Source organism: Cohnella suwonensis (assembly GCF_042655365.1).
Taxonomy (GTDB): Bacteria; Bacillota; Bacilli; order Paenibacillales; family Paenibacillaceae; genus Cohnella; species Cohnella suwonensis.
This window is the reverse complement of sequence record NZ_JBHSMH010000049.1, coordinates 59,888-81,486: the sequence shown is the minus strand read 5'-3', so window position 1 is coordinate 81,486 and position 21,599 is coordinate 59,888. Positions and strand designations below refer to the sequence as shown.

At 53.0% G+C, this 21,599-nt stretch carries 16 protein-coding genes and 2 tRNA genes; all 18 read right to left on the bottom strand.

The window, feature by feature from the left end:
• Positions 1–129: 129 nt before the first annotated feature.
• A complete protein-coding gene (locus ACFPPD_RS15220) occupies positions 130–879 on the bottom strand; it encodes a cupin domain-containing protein (RefSeq protein WP_209749413.1) in 750 nt (249 codons plus the stop codon).
• A gap of 140 nt (positions 880–1,019) precedes the next feature.
• A tRNA-Leu gene (locus ACFPPD_RS15215) sits at positions 1,020–1,106 on the bottom strand.
• A gap of 1,115 nt (positions 1,107–2,221) precedes the next feature.
• A complete protein-coding gene (locus ACFPPD_RS15210) occupies positions 2,222–2,884 on the bottom strand; it encodes a bifunctional 2-keto-4-hydroxyglutarate aldolase/2-keto-3-deoxy-6-phosphogluconate aldolase (protein WP_209749412.1) in 663 nt (220 codons plus the stop codon).
• Between the two features lie 31 nt (positions 2,885–2,915).
• Positions 2,916–3,893, bottom strand: coding sequence for a sugar kinase (locus tag ACFPPD_RS15205; RefSeq protein ID WP_209749411.1), 978 nt, complete (start codon positions 3,891–3,893; stop codon positions 2,916–2,918).
• A 28-nt stretch (positions 3,894–3,921) separates the two neighbouring features.
• Positions 3,922–4,638, bottom strand: coding sequence for a GntR family transcriptional regulator (locus tag ACFPPD_RS15200; RefSeq protein ID WP_378082577.1), 717 nt, complete (start codon positions 4,636–4,638; stop codon positions 3,922–3,924).
• Positions 4,639–4,817: 179 nt separating this feature from the next.
• Positions 4,818–5,936, bottom strand: a complete 1,119-nt coding sequence (locus ACFPPD_RS15195; protein WP_378082576.1) for a glycoside hydrolase family 5 protein — start codon at positions 5,934–5,936, stop codon at positions 4,818–4,820.
• A gap of 12 nt (positions 5,937–5,948) precedes the next feature.
• Positions 5,949–7,706: a DUF5605 domain-containing protein gene (locus ACFPPD_RS15190; RefSeq protein ID WP_209749421.1), complete on the bottom strand. Its 1,758-nt coding sequence runs from the start codon at positions 7,704–7,706 to the stop codon at positions 5,949–5,951.
• Positions 7,707–7,735: 29 nt separating this feature from the next.
• The gene (locus tag ACFPPD_RS15185) at positions 7,736–10,000 is read right to left on the bottom strand and encodes a glycoside hydrolase family 3 C-terminal domain-containing protein (RefSeq protein ID WP_209749409.1); all 2,265 of its coding nucleotides are present in this window, start codon (positions 9,998–10,000) and stop codon (positions 7,736–7,738) included.
• Between the two features lie 15 nt (positions 10,001–10,015).
• Complete coding sequence (locus ACFPPD_RS15180; protein WP_209749408.1) at positions 10,016–12,292, bottom strand: glycoside hydrolase family 3 protein; 2,277 nt, start codon at positions 12,290–12,292, stop codon at positions 10,016–10,018.
• A 94-nt stretch (positions 12,293–12,386) separates the two neighbouring features.
• On the bottom strand, positions 12,387–13,928 hold the full coding sequence (locus ACFPPD_RS15175) for an ABC transporter substrate-binding protein (RefSeq protein ID WP_209749407.1): 1,542 nt from the start codon (positions 13,926–13,928) through the stop codon (positions 12,387–12,389).
• Positions 13,929–13,993: 65 nt separating this feature from the next.
• Positions 13,994–14,878 carry a carbohydrate ABC transporter permease gene (locus ACFPPD_RS15170; RefSeq protein ID WP_209749406.1) on the bottom strand — a complete coding sequence of 295 codons (885 nt, stop codon included), beginning with the start codon at positions 14,876–14,878 and terminating at the stop codon, positions 13,994–13,996.
• Between the two features lie 21 nt (positions 14,879–14,899).
• A complete protein-coding gene (locus tag ACFPPD_RS15165; protein ID WP_209749405.1) occupies positions 14,900–15,832 on the bottom strand; it encodes an ABC transporter permease in 933 nt (310 codons plus the stop codon).
• 173 nt (positions 15,833–16,005) lie between these two features.
• Positions 16,006–17,619: a response regulator transcription factor gene (locus ACFPPD_RS15160; RefSeq protein WP_209749404.1), complete on the bottom strand. Its 1,614-nt coding sequence runs from the start codon at positions 17,617–17,619 to the stop codon at positions 16,006–16,008.
• A 10-nt stretch (positions 17,620–17,629) separates the two neighbouring features.
• Positions 17,630–19,357, bottom strand: coding sequence for a sensor histidine kinase (locus tag ACFPPD_RS15155; protein ID WP_209749403.1), 1,728 nt, complete (start codon positions 19,355–19,357; stop codon positions 17,630–17,632).
• A 503-nt stretch (positions 19,358–19,860) separates the two neighbouring features.
• Positions 19,861–19,947: transfer RNA gene (locus ACFPPD_RS15150), tRNA-Leu, on the bottom strand.
• A 111-nt stretch (positions 19,948–20,058) separates the two neighbouring features.
• Positions 20,059–20,277 (bottom strand): hypothetical protein, encoded by a 219-nt coding sequence (locus ACFPPD_RS15145; RefSeq protein WP_209749420.1) that lies wholly within the window; start codon positions 20,275–20,277, stop codon positions 20,059–20,061.
• A 106-nt stretch (positions 20,278–20,383) separates the two neighbouring features.
• The gene (locus tag ACFPPD_RS15140; protein WP_209749402.1) at positions 20,384–20,719 is read right to left on the bottom strand and encodes a hypothetical protein; all 336 of its coding nucleotides are present in this window, start codon (positions 20,717–20,719) and stop codon (positions 20,384–20,386) included.
• Positions 20,720–20,800: 81 nt separating this feature from the next.
• A complete protein-coding gene (locus tag ACFPPD_RS15135) occupies positions 20,801–21,376 on the bottom strand; it encodes a xanthine phosphoribosyltransferase (RefSeq protein ID WP_209749401.1) in 576 nt (191 codons plus the stop codon).
• Between the last annotated feature and the right edge of the window lie 223 nt (positions 21,377–21,599).

Here is a 21,599-nt window from a genome sequence, read left to right as displayed (position 1 = left end):
AAAAGGCGACTTTTCATCCAATAAATGGGATGAAAAGTCGTCTTTTCGTTTAATCATTATTTCTTACTTCGAAAAATCGTAAGTTCTTCAGTGGCCTCCACCGAGGCCGGCGGGGCGTTCGTTTTACGTTTATCGCGGAGACGGCGTTCTTCCGTCGTATGACGTCCCCGGGTAGCCGAGACCCGGATAGGATTCCGTCGCGTACTCGCGCGGCAACCGCTGCGGTTGACCGCTATACGAGATAGCGGGCTGCTGCCGTCCCGCAGGGTACGGCTGCGGATGACCCGCGGGGTACGGTTGCGGGACAGGCTCCTGACGCTGCGAGTGCGCTTGCGCTTGCGCGGGCACCAATCCGGCGGGCGGCCCGATGACGACCGTCTCTTTGATCGGCGAGAGAGCCGCCTTCACCGTCGCTTCGTCCAGGCCATACGAATACGCGAGCACGTTCGGCGGCGTTAGCCTGAGAATATCGGATCCCGAAATGAATTCCGGCGCCGGCGCGTCGAATATGGCGATGAGATGCGTCTGATCCACGGTGGCTATTTCATAATGCCACCAGCCTTGCGGCACGTTGGCGACTTGCGCGGGTCCGATCTGGTAATTAAGAAGCTTCTTCGCGAAAGGATTGATCATCGATACGATCGCGCCGCCCGAGACGCAATACACGAGCTCCGTCGCGTTCTGATGAATGTGCGGCTCGACGATGTTCCCTTTGCTCAAGTATATGTCGAGAATCGAAGCGTTGCCGAGCGAGTTAAGCTGATCGACGCCAAGGGCGTTGATCCGATTTCGATCGTCTTTGACGTAAGCTGGATTTTTGTTGACGTCGCAAGTAAATTGCATGTTCGGCGACGTGAAATCGATGTAGGAAACTGCCATCGAAGCCCACCTTCTGTTCGCTTATTGGGCATTCGCCCTTCGCAAACAGGGTATGCCCGCCCAGAAGAAGGGTGCGCGCATTTCCCGGATAACATAAAAAAGAAGCCTTGCATCGCAAGGCTTCCCGGGATTGTATGGGTTGGTGCGGTCGAGAGGACTCGAACCTCCACGGCTGTTACACCACTAGAACCTGAATCTAGCGCGTCTGCCAATTCCGCCACGACCGCACACTGTGTTGCCGACTACGGTTTGACGTCAGCGAAATATAATTTATCACATACGCGGAACGGTGTCAACACGTTATGAATAACACACAGGGCAATCGCTTACGAAATCGCTGTATCGGCAGGAATCGTTTCGCTCAAGTCGACGGATGCGATAACTGCCATTTTGACCGTTATAACTGTTCAGAAAATCCTTCCCCCCATACATAACGGTCATCTTGACCGTTAAGTCCTCTACAACCCCAAATAGACTAGGCAAATGGGAACTTTAACCGCCAAAATAACCGTTAACCATCCAATAAGATGACGTTTGTTTATTGATAACGGTCATTTTGACGGTTATCCCCTTATCGGATGGTGGTCTCGCTTTTTCGTAAGCGATTGCCCGGGAATAACACACGGCAATTGCTAACGAACGGGGCAGATCACATGGATTTTTGTTTGACGAAGTAACTGGTGCTCGAACGGGGCTCTCAGCAGGGAGTTAATGCGTCGGGCGAATTAACTGGTGCTCGAACGGGTTTCCGAGCAGGGAGTTAATGCGTCGGGCGAATTAACTGGTGCTCGAACGGGTCTCCGAGCAGGGAGTTAATGCGTCGGGCGAAGTAACTGGTGCTCGAACGGGGCTCTCAGCAGGGAGTTAATGCGTCGGGCGAATTAACTGGTGCTCGAACGGGTTTCCGAGCAGGGAGTTAATGCGTCGGGCGAATTAACTGGTGCTCGAACGGGTCTCCGAGCAGGGAGTTAATGCGTCGGGCGAAGTAACTGGTGCTCGAACGGCTCTCTCAGCAGGGAGTTAATGCATCGGGCGAATTAACTGGTGCTCGAACGGGTCTCCGAGCAGGGAGTTAATGCGTCGGGCGAAGTAACTGCTTCACGTGCGGGGCAGATCGCAAGGAGCTACTGCTCCGGACAAAGTAACTGGATTGCGAACGGTAAAACGGATATGTGTAAAACAGCATTGTCGGCCAAGTAGTCCGGCGGACGAGAAGCGACCGCAGCAGTCATCTATCGCTTGCTGAAGCAGACGAATCTCTTCTATTAATCGTAAGAAGAGCCGTCTCCTTGGTCTACAAAGGACCAAGGACGGCTCTTCTGTCTGAATCGCAGCGATATTTTTAACCGATCGCTTTCGCCTGCTTGAACGCTTCCGTGTACTGCGCCGCTCGTTTCGCGACAAGGCCGAGATCGCCCTTCTTCGTCGCTTCCGCCGTCAGATCCGAGCCGATGCCCACGGCGACCGCGCCCGCCGCGATCCATTCGCCGACGTTATCCAGCGTGACGCCCCCCGTCGGCATGACGTTCGCCTGCGGCAAAGGGCCTTTGATCGCCTTGATCATGGAAGTCGTCGTGCTTGGGAACAGCTTGACGATATCGACGCCGAGCTCGAGCGCTTCTTGGATTTCCTTGATCGTCATAACGCCTGGCATGACCGGAACGCGGTATCGGTTGCACAGCGCCACGGTAGCCGGATTCAGCGCCGGTCCGACGACGAATTCCGAACCGCTCAGAATGGCCGCGCGAGCCGTCTCGGGATCGAGCACCGTACCGACGCCGATGATCGCGAATTTAGCCGGGTCGGTCGTTTTGCTCGAATATTTCGCAGCCAGCTTCTCGATCGCCTTCAGCGCCGACGGCACCGTCATCGTGATTTCGATCGCCTTAATGCCTCCCGCGATCGCTTGTTCCGCCATTTCGGCGACTTCGTCCGCGTCCTTCCCCCGAAGTACGGCGACGATGCCGTGATCGACGATGCTTTGTATCGTGCGTAGCTTATTCATTAACCGTCTTCCTCTCCCTTGTTAAATGAAGTTATCTTTCGATGTGCGCGATGTTGTTCAACGCGGCGTCGACTTCCGCGCGGGTCGGCAGCCCTTCCCAATCGCCGACCGTCTGAACGACCAAGGAGCCGACGAGATTGCCTAGCCGTACCGATTCTACCGGATCGAACCCGCGCAGCAAGCCGGAAATAAATCCGGCGCAGAATCCGTCTCCCGCCCCGATCGGATCGATGACATGCTTAGCCTTGAAGTAAGGTACCGCCGTCACCGAGTCTTTGCCGATGACGTAGGTTTCGTCATCTCCGCCCTTTACGATCGATTGACCTGGCAACCTCCTAAGACGCTCTACGATCACAGCGAAATCGTCCGTATCGTACAACAGCTTCAACTCGTCAAGCCCCGGAAGGAAATAATCCGCTTCCTCCGCAATCGTGAGCAGCGATACCCTCGCCTCGTCCAATCTCCACAGCTTCAGCCGTAAGTTCGGATCGAAGACGACCTTGACGCCGTTCGACTTCGCGATCCGGACGGCTTCGAGCGCGGTCTGCCCGCAGCTCTCGCTAAGCGCGGGCGTAATGCCCGTCAGATGAAGATAGCGGGCTTGAGCGATGTAGCCCTCGTCCAGCCGTTCCGGCCGCATTCGGCTCGCGGCGGACAGCTTGCGGTAGTAATACACCGACGTCTTCCCGGACAGCTGCTCGCGCAGCATCAATCCCGTCGGCGCGTCGCCAGCGAGCGTCGCCCGCGAGACGTCCGCTCCTTCTCCGCGGATCGCCTTCACGATCATCCGGCCCATCGGATCGTCGCCGAGCGCGCCGAACCATCCGACCCGGTGGCCGAGACGAGCCAATCCGATCGCGACGTTGCTTTCGGCGCCTCCGAACGATTTGTCCAGACTGCCGCTATGTTCGATTCCTTTGGTCCCGCCCATCAGAAGAGCCATCGTTTCGCCGAACGTGACGACTTCCGGAACGAACGCGGATAACGCATGAATCCCTTGTTGCGACATCGTGCAGTGACCTCCCTTTTGTGCGTTATCATTGAGGATTGCGATCCATTCGCCACCAGACTTCCTTCATATGCCCGACGAACCGTTGCTCGATAACCGCCTCGTCCCCGCTTCGCAGCGCCTCGATGAGCGGCGCGTGGCTTTCGGCAATCGACAGCAGATCGGGAAAATACAGCTTGTTCGTAATCGCCAAGAAACGTTTGAGCTTCGCCGCGATCTGTTGCCAGAGCTGCAAGATCGTCCGGTTGCCGACCTTCTCGAAGAAATAGCCGTGGAAGGCCATGTCCACGTCGATGAACCGAAACAAGTCCTCTTCCTTCGCCGCGGCGCGCATGTCTTCGTAGATCGATTCCAATCGCTCGTAATCGCCCGAGGCCAGTTTCGGAATCGCCTTGCGCACCGCGTCCCGCTCGATCAATTCCCGTAACGCGTAGAGTTCCTCGATCTCCTCCTGCTTCATCTCCGAGACGATCGACCCTTTGTTCGCTTTGCCGACGAGCAACCCTTCCTGCTTCAGACGCTCCATCGCTTCCCGTACGGGCGCTTGGCTGACGTTCAGCGCGGTCGCGATCTCGAGCACGAGAAGCCGATACCCCGGATAAAGCTCGCCCCGAACGATCGATTCCCGAAGCGCCAAATACACTTGCTCGCTTAACGAAGTGCCTCGTTCGTCCAACCGAAAGAGTATGTCGTCCCCTCCTCGCTCTTGATTATCGATAATATTATCGATAATCCATTCTATCATGCATTATAGCAAGTTCGGTCCGCGAGCGTCAACGTCGCGAGGATCTTTCTTGACAAGACTCCCTCGGCATTAGCCTTCTAGCATTCTGAGCGAAGCAGCAGTTGACCGATTTCGAAAAATGGCGGCGCAGGGGTACCCCCCCTAACGCCGCCATTTCTTCGTTTTCACGATTTTTGAAATCAATACTTATTTCGCAACCAGCCTTGGTCCATGCTCTTGCCCATATCCCAGCTGTCCCAGCCCTCCGATTTTGAATCATGTACCGTATCAAGCAGCAACTTGTAGCTCCAGTAGAACCAGCCCTGCCCCTTGTCCCAGGCGGATAGCTGCGAATCGGCAATTTTCTGATAGAGCGACTTTCGTTCTTCTGCGTTCATTTCTTTCAAACCGTCTGCGTTATTGAAGATACACCACTCGCCGACGATAACCGGGAAATACTCCTGCATTTCGGCAACGTCTTTTGCGAAGTTCTTCTCGATAAATTCGACGTAGGCTTCCGGATTGTTAGCGCAGCCCATGATTTCCGCAACCATAAGATATTGGTGCGTATCCAGAACGACGTTGACGAACTCCTCTTCTCTCATGAAATCCTTCCACTCGCGAAGCCTGAATCCGTCATGGATTACGACAACTTTCTCCTCCGGCAAATGCTTTCTCATTCTCCGGTATGCGTCTACATAGAAGACGCGCAGGAAATCGCTTGGCACTCCTCCGGATCCCGCCGCCTCTTCCTTATCGACCGCCGGATAACGATTCGGAATATCTACAAGGTTCCACAATTCCTCGGATATCGGCTCGTTGAGGATCTCGATCCCCCATAGTCCTTCTCTCGTTCCGTAACGCTGCGCCATTCGTTCCAGTACCGTCAGCACGAACTCTACATCATCCGGATTTTGACACCACTTGCACACCCCGCAGATACCGCCGTTATCAAATCCATTCTGGCTCCCGGGAGCCGTATGCAGGTCAATCAGAATCTGAAGACCGTATTTCTCCGCCCAGTCGAATGCCTTGTCCAAATATTCGATACAGCCTACGAATGGTTCTACATCTCCAAAGATAAAATAGGGAACGGGGATACGGACGGTATTTAATCCTTTACTGGCTATATACGCAAAGTCGCGCTCAGTAATGTAGGTAGATCTATGTTGGATATATCTATCGACTTTAATCTCATGGGGCAAGGTTCTGCAAAGCCATGTCTTGTCTTCGCATTCCGTTCCGGCGAACATGGTCGGGCTCATCCACTTCTCCAGAACAAGCCAGTTGCCTAAATTTACTCCTTTGACTTGCTTCAAGGTCACCCCCCCCTACTGAATCTTCGTCAATCTAACCGCCATGAATTGCGTCCCCGGAAGCTGGATTTTGAACGCCCCCTCATAGATGCCCGGAAGCTTCTCGATCGTCATGTTCCACGTATCGATGATTTCCGCCTCATACCTCACGCCCGACTTCCTACTGAAATTGCGGAATTTCGGCTGATTGAAACCGAAATAATAGATATAATATTCGTTCGATACTCCCGCGCACGGGACATCCCAATCCGATGGGAGCGGCTCCAGCACGCCGCCCGGGCTTTCTTCGATGATCTTGCGGAGAAAAGCGATGCGTGCCGGACTGCTTCCATGAAGCTTACCGCCTTTGGACCACCACAACGCTTCTTCCTCGTTCAAATAGGTTTCTCCGTGCCCGACATAACCGCCCCGAACGGCGCCTTCCCAGAACCGGCGCGTCATCTCCTCGCCCGTAATGTTGCCCCAGCCATGGTCGATATCGCCTTCATAAGCGCACTCGTCGATGACGATCGGTTTCTTCCATTTTTCGCGCCATTCGTTCGTAGCCTCGGACGTTTTGTAAACATCAACGCGCTGAATGCTGCAATGCGTGACCCATGGCTTACTGTAATCATAAAAATTCATGCAGTTATGATTCGAGATGAGATGATGATAAGGATCGTTCTCCGTAACTATGCTTGCAAAGCGCTCCCAATCCTCCGGACTCTTGGACCACATCAAATCATACTCGTTGGCGAGCGACCACCACACGTTCCGATAGGCGGATAAGCGAGCGACGATATACCGCAAATAGCGGTCGTCCGCAGTCCGGCTCATCTCGGAATACCCCCATCTGTCATACGGATGGAACAGAATCAAGTCGGCTTCGATGCCCAGCTTGCCGAGATCGGCGATCCGATTCTCCAGATGGCGGAAGAAAGCCGGATTAAAGCGGGTGTAATCCCAGCCTTCCTCCAAGGAGCCTTCGAAGGCATTGTAGGTCGGTTCGTTAACATTAAATAGATACGATTTCGGGAATACGCACATCCGCATCTTATTGAATGCGGAAGACCTGAGCGTTTCCAGCGTTTGCTCCTCCAGCTCTGCCCCTTGATGAGTCCAAGCGTAGCAGGTCGTTCCGATCGGAAGATAGGTCGTTCCGTCATCATGAGCGAAATGATACGTATTCTTCACGCGCACCGGGCCGTGATTGCCGGCGGAAGCTTCCGTACAGAGGAAAGAGCCTTCGATTCCATCGAGCGACCGTGCCGTGCTATAGGTGCTGTATGTCCATTCTCCTTGCGCATCCGGCATGAACCGGATCCGGTAGACGCCTTCTCCGTCATAGAATCCGGCCGTTCGCACGGAGCGGCCTTCCTTCTCGAACACGGCACCCAGCGAAACATCCACATAAGGATTGCCATGACTAGGACCGCGAAGCTGGAGTTCAAATACGTCCCACAGCCCGGCTTGCTCCGGAGAGAGGACGGAAGCGGTGCCTCGGACAACGGAGATTTCCTCGTAATGCTCATCCGGCACGATAACCGGGTCTTCCCCTTGTTCCTCGCTTTCGAGAATCAGGCCTGCCAAGTCATCCAAGACGTTCGAAATCCAATCCGGCTGCGAAAGCTCCTCCTCGTGGTAGCGGTAATAATGCTCCAAAGTCAGGCTCTTTAACAACGACGCAATATGCGGCGGCTTATTCGGCAAATCGGGAATATGTCTCAGCAGGATGTCCCGCATCGCTTCCTGCTTCAAGATCACGCCGATTCGGGTTTTTTCCGTAACAGTCATAACAGTCATATCGTCCTCTCCTTTAATCCTTATCCGTTCAACTTCCGGAGTATTTCATCCAGCGCTTCTTCGGTCAACGCTCCGCCGCTGAAACCGACCAGCCCCCGAAGCGGCATATCCTTCATCATGGCGGCCATCATTTCGGATCCCTCGCCGTCTTCGGGGACCATGGCGCCGAACGGAGTCAGGCGAATCCATTCTTTGATGACGGCTTCCCCTCTTTGATCGCCGGACAAGTCGCCAACCGTCGAATTGCGCGAATAAACAGGCTTAATGACCGCAGTCGATTGCACTTCGAGAGTCCCTGTCAGCACGATATCCTGCGAGGAGCGGCCGACCCCGATTACGAACTCGCCCGTCTCTACATGCCAATCCTTTAGATCGACGTTGTAGTAGGCGAAAGAGCGTTTATCCAGCGTAAACGATACCGTTTGCGTCTCGCCGGGTTGAAGATCCGCCTTCGCGAAGCCCTTCAGCTCTTTGACCGGCCGGATCACCTCGCTCTGTACGTCCTGTACATACAGCTGCACGATTTCCTTGCCCGCGCGCGATCCCGAATTCATCACGCTCACGCTCACCGTAACTTGCTCGTCGTCGCGGATGCTTTTCTTGCCGATGACCAGATTAGAATATTCGAAGGTCGTATAGCTCAATCCGAAACCAAATGGAAACAACGGCTCGATATGTTTGGCGTCATAATAGCGGTAACCGACGAACAAGCCTTCCTTGTACTCGACGCGGTCGCCTTCGCCCGGGAAGTTAAGCTGGGAGGGGTTGTGCTCGAGCCGCCGAGGGAATGTCTCCGCCAGCTTGCCGCTCGGATTGACATCCCCGAAGAGAATGTCGGCGATCGCACCGCCCAGAGCCTGGCCTCCAAGATAGGCTTCGAGCACGGCCTTCGCGCTGCCAAGCCATGGCATCTCCACCGGAGCTCCATTGCTCAAGACGAGCACGATGTTGTTTTGCGTTTCCGCAATAGCTTGGATTAGCTTGATTTGATTATCCGGAAGACGAAGATGAGTCCGGTCGAAGCCTTCCGATTCGTAACGCTCCGGCAATCCTGCGAAAATCACGGCTACGTCTGCTTGAGAAGCTGTTTGCTTCGCTTCTTCGACAAGCCGGTCGTCCGAAGCATCCGATTGCAGATCGTATCCTCGTGCGTAAGCGACTCGCGCGCCGCTTCCTGCGGATTTAATGATCTCTTCCCGGATTTCCTCCAGCTTGGTCGGCTTGATGTGGGAGCTGCCTCCGCCCTGATAGCGCGGCTTGACCGCAAACTCGCCGATCAAGGCAATGTTGCCTTCCTTAGGCAGCGGAAGAATGCCGCCTTCGTTCTTCAACAGCACCATGCTTTCCCGCGCCACTTTGCGAGCGAGTTGGTGATGGGCTTCCGCATCATACGATGCGCCCGTTTTTTTGTTGTCTACGGCCATGAAGATAATGTTCAGCAGACGCTCGACCGCCCGGTCCAGCTTCTCCTCCGAAAGCTTGCCGCCGCGCACGGCTTCGGCGATTTTACGATCGCCCATACCTCCGCTGGACGGCATCTCCAGCTCGAGTCCTGCCCCCAGACCGTCAGCCCGCTCATTCACCGCGCCCCAGTCGGAAACGACGAACCCTTCATGACCCCATTCGTCTTTCAGAATGTCCGTCAGCAAGTATTCATTCTCCGAAGCATAGGTTCCGTTTACTTTATTGTAGGAGCACATCACCGTCCAAGGCTGCGCTTCCTTCACCGCAAGCTCGAAGCTGGCTAAATAAATTTCCCGCAGCGTACGCTCGTCGACGACCGAATCTCCGGTCATTCGGCGGTGTTCTTGGTTGTTCGCGGCGAAATGCTTAAGCGAAGTGCCGACTCCTTGGCTCTGAACGCCTTGGATATGGCTTGCCGCCATCCGGGAGGACAGATAAGGATCTTCGGAAAAGTATTCGAAGTTACGCCCGCAGAGCGGGGAACGCTTGATGTTGGCGCCGGGCCCGAGCAGAACGGCCACGTCTTCGGCTTGGCATTCCTCGCCGAGCGCAACGCCTACCTTGCCGATCAGCTCCCGATCCCAAGAGCTTGCCAGTCCGACGGCCGACGGAAAACAGGTTGCCGGTACGCTGTCGAACAAGCCCAGGTGATCCGCGGATGCCCGCTGTTTCCGAAGCCCGTGAGGTCCGTCGGTTAACATGATCGACGGGATGCCGAGCCTCTCGACCCCTTTCATATGCCAGAAATCAAGCCCCGAGCACATGCCTGCTTTCTCTTCCAATGTCATCTCTGCGATTAGTTTCTTTAAGTCCCGATTCATTCCGCATCCTCCTGTTCATTGATCCGCAAATTTATGTTTGGCGTATTTCGCCGTGCGCCCGTCACGGATCACTCCATCCCAATTCAATCCGAAGGCGAAATCGTAAGCGTTCCCGGCGGAGTCGACGTAAACCTCCATATCGCGAGGCACGTCTTCGCGCTGTTCTTCGACCGTCTTCATATTGGCGGGCATCTGGAACGGCAGCAACGCCTGCGGCTCCGCAGCGCCCGTCAGTATATCCAAGACCGCCTGATCCTGTACGCCGAAGTGCGCTACGATAACATCCGCTTCCCCCTCGAACTCCGCGACTACCGCCGGGTTGGACAGAAGCATGGAAACGACGACCGGTTTGCCTTTCATCAGGGCTTTCGTCGCCAAGACCATTTCGAAGTCGGAAGTATTCGATACGGAAACCGTTTTACCTTTATAAGTACGGTTTAATACGTCCCTAGGATCGCCGGCAATACTGGTCTCGCGCGCGTGCTCGGCCGTATAAGGGCCATATTGAAGGCTGATTGGAATATACCCGTTTCCTCCCGTCTCCGCGTCCTCCTTGCTGTAGCCTTTGGTCGAATGCGGGCTCTCGATGCAGACAAGCGCAAAATCCGCATTCTCCGGACGATCCGTCACATGGAAATAATTCCTGACGATATCGAGGTGCACCGGATATTTCTCGGAAGCCGGAATCGGCATGCCCATCCAATCCGTACCGGCCGGCAGCGATCTCTTGGGAATGTAGACGGTTTGCTTCTTCGGGAGGGGAAGCGTTTGCCCTTTGTTCTTCAGCAGAACGATCGATTTCAGTTGGGCTTCGTAACCGGCCTTCATGAAATCCGCGCTGCCGACCGTTGCGATCGTTTCTTCTACTTTCAAGTACGGATTCTCGAACAGCCCCAGCCGGAAAATGTTCTTGAGCAGTCGCACGGCCGATTGCTCGAATCGCTTGCGCATGAAAGCTTCGCCGTGCTCCTTCGCTCCAATGCGATAGGCTTCGACCACCGGACCGATTTCATTGTTGCCGCCGAATTGATCGACTCCCGCCATCAGTAGCTTGTAATGCCTCTGGGCAACGGTATAGCCTTCTTCCACGCCCCAGCTTCGTCCGCCCGGGAATAGCCGCGTAATGTCTTCGCCCTCATCGGCCGTTATGCCCCAATCCGTACAGACAACGCCGTCATAACCGACCTGTTCCCGCAACAAATCTTGGATGATATAAGAGTTATAGGAGTTCCCGACATTCTCCCCGTTCTTCGTGTCTTGCCCGTAAGAGATCGTATAGTAGGGCATAACCGCGGACGCTTGCCCGGTCTTGCCGGCCAGCTTGAAAGCACCCTCCGTAAACGGGATCAGATGCTCGTCGAAGTTGTTTCCCGGATAGACCGCGTATTTCCCGTAGCCGAAGTGCGCATCTCTGCCCGCTTCGCCGGATCCGCCGCCGGGCCAATGCTTCACCATGGCGTTCACGCTGTCATAGCCCCAACCCCCCGCGATCTCCGCTTCGCCTTCCGCGGACTGAAAGCCGTCGATATACCCGCGGGCCATATCGGCCGACAACTGCGGATCCTCGCCGAACGTCATGCCGAAACGAAACCATCTCGGGTCCGTGCCGATGTCGACTTGAGGAGACAGCGCCGTGGCCAAGCCTAGCGCGCGATATTCCTTGGATGCCACCTCGCCGAATCGTTGCGCGACGGACGGATCGAAGGTAGCCGCCAGGCCCATGCTTTCCGGCCACATGGAGATCGTGCCGCCGGAGCCGGCATTAAATTCGGTGGAGGCGTCGGATCCGTGGCGGGGATCCGAGCTATTGTTGGCCGGTATACCGAGACCGATGCTCTCGGCATAAGCTTGCACGTTGTTGTTCCACCTCGCGGCCGCCTCCGGGCTTTCGACCCGGGTGATCAGAATATGCCGGATATGATCCTCCGCGATAAACGCAAGCTGCTCATCGGATAGATCGTGAACTTCCGAACCGCTTTCTCCGAACGCCTTGCCGTCATACGCGGCCGGGAACCAACCGAGATTTCCGGGTATGGCCTGATGGCTGCTGTATAACATTAATCCGGCGATTTGCTCGACCGTCATTTTCGAAGCGAGGTCCTTGGCCCTTTCCTCGGGGGATAACCGCCAATCCTCGTATGGATCTAATTTGCCGTCCTTGTTCAGGTCCTTGAACGCGAGCCCGTCTACCTTAAGAGTGTTGACTCCGGAAGCTTCCGAATAGCCCAACACCGGTCCCTTATCATTGCTTACATATCGGATGATCTGTTCCGGCTTCGTTTTACTTTTCATGGGATTCCTTCCTTTCATCGCGGGCTAAAAAATTCCCTCCCCCGAAACAGGGTTTCGAAGAAGGGAACCATTCAGGCTCTCGATCGGTTATGATTTACTGCACGCCGTTCTCTTTCGCCCATGCATCCAGCTGTTTTTGCTTCTCGGCGATGATCTTATCGAGACCCGCCGTCTTCAGCTTGCTCACGTACTCATCCAGTTTGGAAGAATCGATGGTGCCGGACTCAATGCCTGCCTTATATTGATTGTTTACGTTAGTAACCGCAGCCACTTCGGTCTTCACAGGAGACGCATCGAACGTGAAACCGAGCGCTTTGGAGAAAACGGCCGATTTATTGAACGCCTTCGTCTGCTCCCAAATATCGGCAGGCGTGCCTTCCCACACTTTGGCCAGAGAGTTGTTACCCACTTGCCATTGGTTGAAGCCGTAGTTGCTGCCGCCTTCGGGAACTTTAATCAGATTGTCGCCAGCAGACACGTAGTGTTTGCCTTCGATGCCGTTATCGAGCAAATTGACGATGTCCTTGTCGGTATACATCAGGTTCAGCAGTTGAGCCGCGCGATCCGCATCTTGGGTATTTTTCGGAATCGAAAGCATGAATCCCGTACCCGCATCCGAAGTGGAAAGCGGCTTGGTCAATCGGACGGCAATCATTTCATGTCCTTGAAGATTCGATTCCTGCTGTTCGAAGCCCGGCTTCATATTGGAGAAGTATCCGAATCCTTTCCCGGCTTTGACTAGGCTGTTGTTCGTTTCCTGCGTCGTTGCGGAGTCCGGCATAATATAGCCGGCTTGATACCATTTTCTGGCCAGCTTCAGCGCATCCTTGTAAATCTGTTGCTCATAAAGATTAACGACTTTCAAATCCTGGTTATCCGTAAGCAGGACCCCGTTCGAGTCGCTTAACGGGTCAACGAAATTGCGAATGATCTCGGAGGCGACGGCCAAAGTCTGCGCGCGTTGCACCAATGGATATATGCCCGGCTCGTTGTCTTTGATCGTCTTGAGGATCGGTTCGATATCCGCGAACGTTTTGACGTTGTCGAAATTCAGGTTGTACTTGTCCATCAAATCTTTTCTGGCGATAAAGCCTTCATCCGCCGCGGTATCCCGAACGCTCGGCACGCCGTACATTTTGCCGCCGATTTTGGTGGCGTTAAAGATAGCCGGCTCCATCGTATCCTTGACGGTCGGCGCGTACTTCTCCACAAGCTCGTCGAGCGGAAGCAGCTGTCCCTTGGCCACTTGAGAGCTATAATTGAAGAAAGAAGACGATACTAGCAAATCCAAATTCTCGTTGCCCGCGAGCAACAGGTTTACTTGCTGCGTCCAAGCGCCGACGTCGATCGGCATCAGCTTGACGGTCGCATTGATTTTGGCTTTCGTGATTTTGCTGATTTCTTCCTGAATAAGATCTACTTCTTTCATATTTCCGATTGCCAGAAATGCAACGAATAGCTCGAGCTCTTTGTCGTTGTTCGCGGCGCCCGAAGCGGTTGAAGCAGCTTCGCTGCCGCTTGGCTTCTCGGTAGAGTTGCCTTTCGCGTCGTTCGAATTACCGCAAGCGGAAAGCAACGTAGACAATACAAGCACGACGGAGAGCAGAAGCATTACGGCCTTAGAATTGCTTGGCATGTGTGTTCCCCCTAAATAATGTTTGTTCTTATTCTATACCAACCGGACGGAAGTCCAGATATGGCCTAACCTTTGACGGCCCCGATCGTGAGCCCTTTGACAAAGTATTTCTGGAAGAACGGATAAATACAGACGAGCGGGACGATACCTACGACAGCCATTGCCATTCGCACGGAGTTCATGGGCAGATTGGCAGCCGTTTGCGAACTGTTGCCCCCCATGTTGTTTTGCTGGAGGAACTGAATGTTGGACAGCATCCGGTTGAGCAGGTTCTGGATGCTGAATAGTCTAGGCTCCGTTACGTAGATCAAACCGTTGAACCAATCGTTCCAATAGTTGATCGTCAGCATAAGGCCGATTGTGGCAAGAATCGGAAGGGACAGCGGAAGCACCATCCGATAGAAGATTTTGAATTCCGATGCTCCGTCGATGTAAGCGGACTCGATGATTTGAACCGGAATCGAGTTGCTGAAGAAAGTCCGGATAAGCAGGATAAAAAATCCGTTAGTGAGCAGTCCGGGAATAATGAGACCCATAAGCGTGTTCTTCATATGGAACACTTCCGTGTAAATCAGGTAAGTCGGCACCAAGCCGCCATTGAACAGAAGCGTGAAAAATACGAGGAAGGAAAGGATGCCGCGCAAAGGCATGTCATGGCGGGACAAGGGATAAGCAAGCAATGCGCTGATCAGCAGCCCGACGAACGTGCCGATGACGGTGATGCTGATCGTAATGCCGTAGGAACTGAACATTGCTCCTCTCTGGGTCCAGAGGTAGGAATAAGCTTCAAGACTGAACTCGCTTGGGAAGAGCGAATATCCGTCCAGGACAATGGCGCTCTCCGACGTAATCGACGACATGAAGAGCAGCAAGAACGGGAACAGACAGGCGACGGTCAGGATTAGAAACACCGCATGGATGGCAGCCTGGTTCATTTGATTGTTTTTCATGGCAGATGACCTCCTATCGGCTTAGAACAAGGCGTTTTCCCGATTGCGGCGACTGACGACGTAGTTGGATAACAGAACGAGGATAAATCCGACCAATGACTGGTATAATCCGGCAGCGGAGGACATTCCGATATCGCCCAGAGTCATAAGACCGCGATAGACGTAAGTATCGATGACATCCGTGGTTGGCTGTAGCGGTCCGGAGTTCAACGGTACTTGATAGAACAAGCCGAAATCGGAATAGAAAATACGGCCGATCGCCAGCAACGTCATGATCGTGATCGTCGGGGCAATTAACGGAATCGTAATGTTGCGGATCTGACGCCACTTGCTCGCGCCGTCGATGGTCGCGGCCTCGTAATATTCGTTATCGATCCCGATAATCGCGGCGAGGAAGATCACGCACAAATAACCGGTATATTTCCAAGTTTGCACGAGCGTCAAAATGTAAGGCCAGAACTTCGGTTCAAAATACCACGAGATCGGCTCCATTCTAAACATGGGAAGTACGTTCTTGTTGATGAAGCCGCTCTCCGAGCTCAGCATCGAGAGGACCAGGTAACCTACGATAACCATGGAAATCAAGAATGGCAGAAGAATGATGCTTTGATAAAAACGGGCCGCGAACTTTTTCTTCACTTCATTAAGCAGAATCGCGATCCCAATGGCCGCTACCGTATTGATGACGATGAACGATCCGTTATAGAGCAAGGTGTTTCGGGTTATGGTGAAGGCGTCCGCCGTCTTGAACAAATACTCGAAATTCTTGAATCCGATCCAATCGCTGCCGAGAATTCCTTTGGCGTAATTGATATCCTTGAACGCAATGATTACGCCGAACATCGGCATGTAATTATTCATGATCAGATAAGCCATTCCCGGCAATACCATTAGAAACAATGCCCGGTATCGCTTCAGCTTTTTTAATGTGCCCTGCCATCCTGTCCGAGTCATGGGTTGTTCCCTTCTTTCCTAGCGGATATAGGTTCATTGTAAGGGATGGGGGTCTTGGGCGCTTACCACTAAAACGACTTCCGACTTGCGATATTCCGACTTCGTCTACGTGATGGAATATAAAAAGCCAATCCGGATAACGCCGAATTGGCTCCGAATTGGCTGATTCACGATTAGGCATGAGTTCGTCTTCGATAGTCGATAGGATTAAAGCCGGTTGACTTCTTGAACAAGGTGGAAAAGTAAGAAAGATTGGAATAACCGGAAGCGACGGCTATATCGCTAACGGATTGGTTGGTGTTCGCAAGCAGATGTTTGGCATACTCGATTCGTCTCGTCTGAAGATAGTCCGAGATGGACATTCCCGTTTCTTTCTTGAATACCCGCGAAAGATAGTCCGGATTCAGGAATACATGATTCGCGATTTCTTCGCGCGTGAGGTCCTGCTTGCCGATCTGTTCGGAGATGAACCGTTTGATTCTCTCCACGACGGACATGTTCTCTTCCGTAGAATGGATATGGTTCATCGCCACTTCTAGCACGTATCCCACCCATTCCTGCAGCGTATCGACGGATCTAAGCACAGACTTGGGCTTATCGGTCAGCAGATTGTGCGCGAACACATGGTTAGCCTGCAAGCCTTTGGATTGCAAGACGAAGAATATCATTTGCAGAAAATCCTGATAAAAGGTATGAACCGTTTGCGAATCGACGATCCCTTCCTTTTCCTTCCACGAATCTAAATAACACGTCACCTGTTTCGCCAGCTTCTCGCGGGCACCTTGCTTCATCCACTCCGCCCAATCGCCGAAAGCGGCCGGCTTAACCGGGGAAGCGTACTTATTGAAGTCGCCTAACGTAAACACTCGGTTGATCTTGGTCACATTGTTCTCATCGAGACGCTGAAGGGAACGCAGCATCCCGACCATCTCGTGAAGCTGCACAGGATTGCCGAGATAGCAGCAGATGTCGCAATAAAAATACTGGTTGCAGCTCCGAATGAAGGAATCGCATCCTCTCTTGAGCTCGGATTGTTCATCCTTGTCGAGCGGATGATCAAGGGGCAATACGGTAAGCAAGGAGCCGTTCTGAACCGGAATGACCGCGGCGCCGGACATTTGCTTTAAGCTTTCCTCGAATGCATTGCGAAGGGCATATTCCATAATGCGCTCGTCCCGGTCGGACAACTCCTTATACCATCTTTGAACGCGCGTGTAGATCGGCAGAAAACGAGTCGTCTCAGGATAAGAAAGCCCGGCCTTCCGCATATGCTCGCGGATCGGCTCCGGGGCGGAAGGAATTTTCTGCTCGATAAGGTCCTGCCAGAACCGCTCGGCTACGACCGGCTTATGCGATTCCCACAGTTTGCGGTAATGATGGTGAGTGTCCTCGAAGGAACGAAGCTCGCTTTCCTTTTTCATTTTGTCCAGAGCCTTCTCGATTACGGTCTCGAGCTCCGAGTAGTCCACCGGCTTGAGCAGATAATCGAAGCTGTTCAATTGGATAGCCTGCTTCGCGAAGCTGAAATCCGAATGGCAAGTGAGGAAAATCGTTTCCGTCTGTGGATAATGCTCCTTAGCCCAAGCCGCCAATTCCAATCCCGTCCCTTGAGGCATTTCGATATCGCACACCATCAGATGAACCGGATGGCACTCGAATATCTCCTGGGCCTGCTTCAAGCTATGCGCCGTATGGACGGCATCGATATTCAGGCGCTCCCATTGGACGCCTGCCTGCAATCCTCTCACCGCATGGACTTCATCATCGACGATCAACGCTTGATACATTCTCGTCACCTCACGTTAAAGGTAGACGAATCCGAACGACCGCGCCTTGGCCGGATTCGTTGAAGAACTCGATGGTCGCCCGATTTTCATACAGCAAACGCAGTCTACGCCTCGCGTTCCATATTCCGATCTGCTCGCCGTTCTCGTTGGCATACTCCGCATCCGATTCCAACCTCTGCAAGACCTCTTCCGGATAACCGGGACCCGTATCGCGAATATAAATGACGATATAGGATGAACTCCCCGATTTCTCCGTGCCTACTTCGACCGTAATCCGGATCCGTTCGTCCATGTTCACGGCGTATTTTATCGCATTTTCCACCATCGTCTGAACGATGAGAGGGGGCACCTCCGTATCCAGCAACTCCTCGGGCTGTTCGACGCGGTATTGGAATATATCCGGGAAACGAAGCTGCTGAATCCTCAAATAATTCGATGTGTGGTCTAATTCGTCCCGAAGCGGAATGAAATAGGAATTACTGCGGAACATGAACCGGAAATAGTTAACCAGACACTTGGTCATTTCCTGAATGATGGCGAAATCCTTGACGGTAGCCAAATTGTATATGATATTAAGCGAATTCAGGAAAAAATGCGGATTGATCTGCAGCTGCAGACGCCTTAACTCCGCACGCTGGTGATTCAGCTTTTCCTCGTATACGTTAATTTTCAGATCATGGATTTCAGCGATCATGCGATTAAACGTTTCGTTCACGATCTCGAACTCCGTCGAAGTCCGGGTCTGCTCCAGTCTGGAGTACCAATTGCCATCCCGCAGCCTGCGCATCGCGACGACGATCCGCTTGACGGGGTTCAGGAATACCATCCTCATCATAAAGACAAATAGGAGTAGAAATATTACGGCCGCGATCGATACGATGGAAGAAATTCGCTGCAGAAAAGGTAACCTCTCCAGAATCGTGCTGTCGGGAACCACGGCGACCAGATTAAAGTCGCCTTTGGCGGAAGGCTCGCCCATGACAAGATAAGGATTGTTTCCGTTACCCGAGATCGAGTAAGATTCCGCCGGGAAATTCAGATCGATTTTATGGTCCCGAATCAGATCCGAATGGCTGATCGGCTCGAATTTGTCCGTCGTAAGCAGCGCCGCGCCGGATTTTCCGAGATCGATCAGGTTGAGCGGCACCATCAAATTTTTGCTATTGAGCCATGCTCCTAAATAAACATTGCCCGTTTTGATCAGATGAAATACATAGTAATCGCTGTCGCCGTGCCAGACGTGCCATCGCGAGTAATCGATCGTATTCTTATGCTGTTCGATCATTTGCAGCATTTCTTGCCTGACTCCCTCGCGGGATTGGTAGGTGTCTAACGAACTGTAAGTGAGCATGATATCGTGATTAGGCTCGGAGTATACGAAGAACGAGTCGAGTATCGGATAATAACCCGCCTCGTCTCTCAGCTTATAGAATAACCCGATCTTCGCCAGATTGTACCTATCTTCGTCCAATGATCTTGGGAATTCCAAATCGAGCAAGTCCAGATCGCTTTCCGACTTATGGGTCAAATACTTGTCGATCTCTTGCAATTTCTGATCGATCTGGCCCATATACAGACTGAGCATATTTTTGTTCGATTGCGCGACTTGGTTACGAACGACCTTCGCGGAATAGTAATTGTTGATAATCAGAACGGTGACGAGCGGCACGAAGATGACGAATACGGCGGCAAAAAACTTGAAGCGAAGAGAGTTTATAAAGGGTTTGATCCTGCGCATTCCGATATCGTTCTCCCTTCGCCGATAGTATTCAAGAATTATATCACAAGCGGTAAATCATTCGCGGATGGAGGATAATTCCTTGTGAATCGCCTCGTACTTCTCTTGCGAGATCATGCTCCCCATGAGTGGCGCAAGTACCCCTGATTATATTGTACTGAATCCAATTGAGTTATCGCTTTCAATATTAAGACCTTCTCTTTCGTTATTCCGACGATATAGAACTCTACTACCGTGGCGGTTGATAAGAAAAAACGCCTTCGGAGTCCTCTGGGCGTTGAAGGCGTTTTGTCGAAACGCTCCCTCGCTCGCATTTCGAACTTCTTAACGGAAGCTAGAGATCTTATTCGCCGAAAATCACCTTTGTTGGCGCGCTAACGGAATGGAGCGACCTTATTGGGCTCATATTTCGGGATATGACTTCCTGCCGATCACCTATCGCCAACCGTGAACATAAAAAGAAAAGAAGCCTTGCTTAGCAAGGCTTCCTGGGTTTGTAAGTATGGTGCGGTCGAGAGGACTCGAACCTCCACGGCTGTTACACCACTAGAACCTGAATCTAGCGCGTCTGCCAATTCCGCCACGACCGCATACTCCTTGCCGCTCAGTGAGAATCAAAGCGCGACAACGAAATATATCATATCATCTCGGACAACCATCGTCAACAATAATATTAGTAAAATGTTCGGCAACGTCCGACGCTACTCCGGCTGCTGCCACCGTCTCTCTTCGGTCACCGGTTGCATGTCGTAGCTCCTTTTGATTTTGACGACTTTGCGATTTTGCCTGCGGATGAGCACGTACTCGTCGTCCCACGCGACGACGATGCCCATGACATCGTTCAGCTCGAGCGCGTCCCGAACGATTCTGACTTTCGTGCCGTCTTGCCGGTAGCGGTCCAATTGTTCTTCCTTAATCACCATAGGAGACTCGTCCTCCTTCCTTCAAGGAGAAACCCGCCGGACGGTCGTCCATGCGGGTTCCTTCTCGTTCGCTTATAGGTATTGCGCATGCAAGGCGGAAACGTTAGCCGACGTGCTCTCTCGTATCGTTCGTCTCGTACCAGTAATCCAGTACCTTGCTGGACATGACTCTGTTGTTCACGTACTCCGATTGATGGGTCGCGAATCGTTCCGTCCATGGAATGCCGAGCTCTTCGCACAGCTTAACGATCGTCAGCAATTCGGACCATGCGACGTAGCGTTTATACCAGAAAAATTGCGGATGCTCGATCATATAAGGGTATAGGTCGTCGAACTCCGTATGCTTGCTATCGATCGTACGCTCGAAATGGACTTTCGCCTGTTCCAGCTTGTTCAGTAAGAAATCCTGGGACCATTGCTCCCGGTTACTGTTTTCCATCTGCCGTTCGCCTCCCCATATGCAGATTAAATACTATTATACGATATGAAAAAGCGATTGGGAAAGGATATGCGCGGTTTTCTACTCGTCCGCGAACGTGATCGTGTTGTCGTCCAGCGATTGGATCCGCACGAGCGTCTCTACCCGGTAACCCAGATCGCGAAGCGTACGCCCGCCCGCCTGGAACGATTTCTCCAGCACGATGCCGATGCCCTTCAGCTTGGCGCCGGATTGTTCGATGATCCGGATCAAGCCGCGCGCGGCGTCGCCGTTGGCGATGATATCGTCGATGAACAGGACAGAGTCGTCCGCGCTGAGCAAGTGGCGGGAGACGATCAAATCCGTCACGATGCCTTTCGTGAAAGACGGTACCCGTTCGCAATAAGCGTCGGGCTCCCCGAGAAGCGTCTTCTTCCTGCGGGCGAACACGAGAGGCACGCCCAGCACGAGCGCCGTCGCGAACGCGACGGGAATGCCGGACGATTCCACCGTGATTACTTTCGTGATGTTCTCTCCCGAGAATCTCGCGGCGAATTCCTTGCCCATTTCCATCGTCAATTGCGGATCCACGCCGTGGTTGAGGAGAGAATCCAACTTCAACACCCCGGCGTTGATGACGCTCGCTTCCTTCAATATGCGTTCTTTCAGGATGTCCATGATATCCCCTCCACCCGAATTCTTTTCCGTTTAACGTACCATATCCTTTTCGCTCGCGCAACATCGGGGTTAGTTGGAACCGCTAGCCAATTCGGTCTTATTCGCAAGCCCGTTTCATGACTTTAGTCCCGCGATTTCCGCGACAAACGACGACCTCGTGCGACAAAAGAAGCATTTCGAGAAAAATCGCTCCGCCGACGAAACTTTTCCATGATTTGTCATG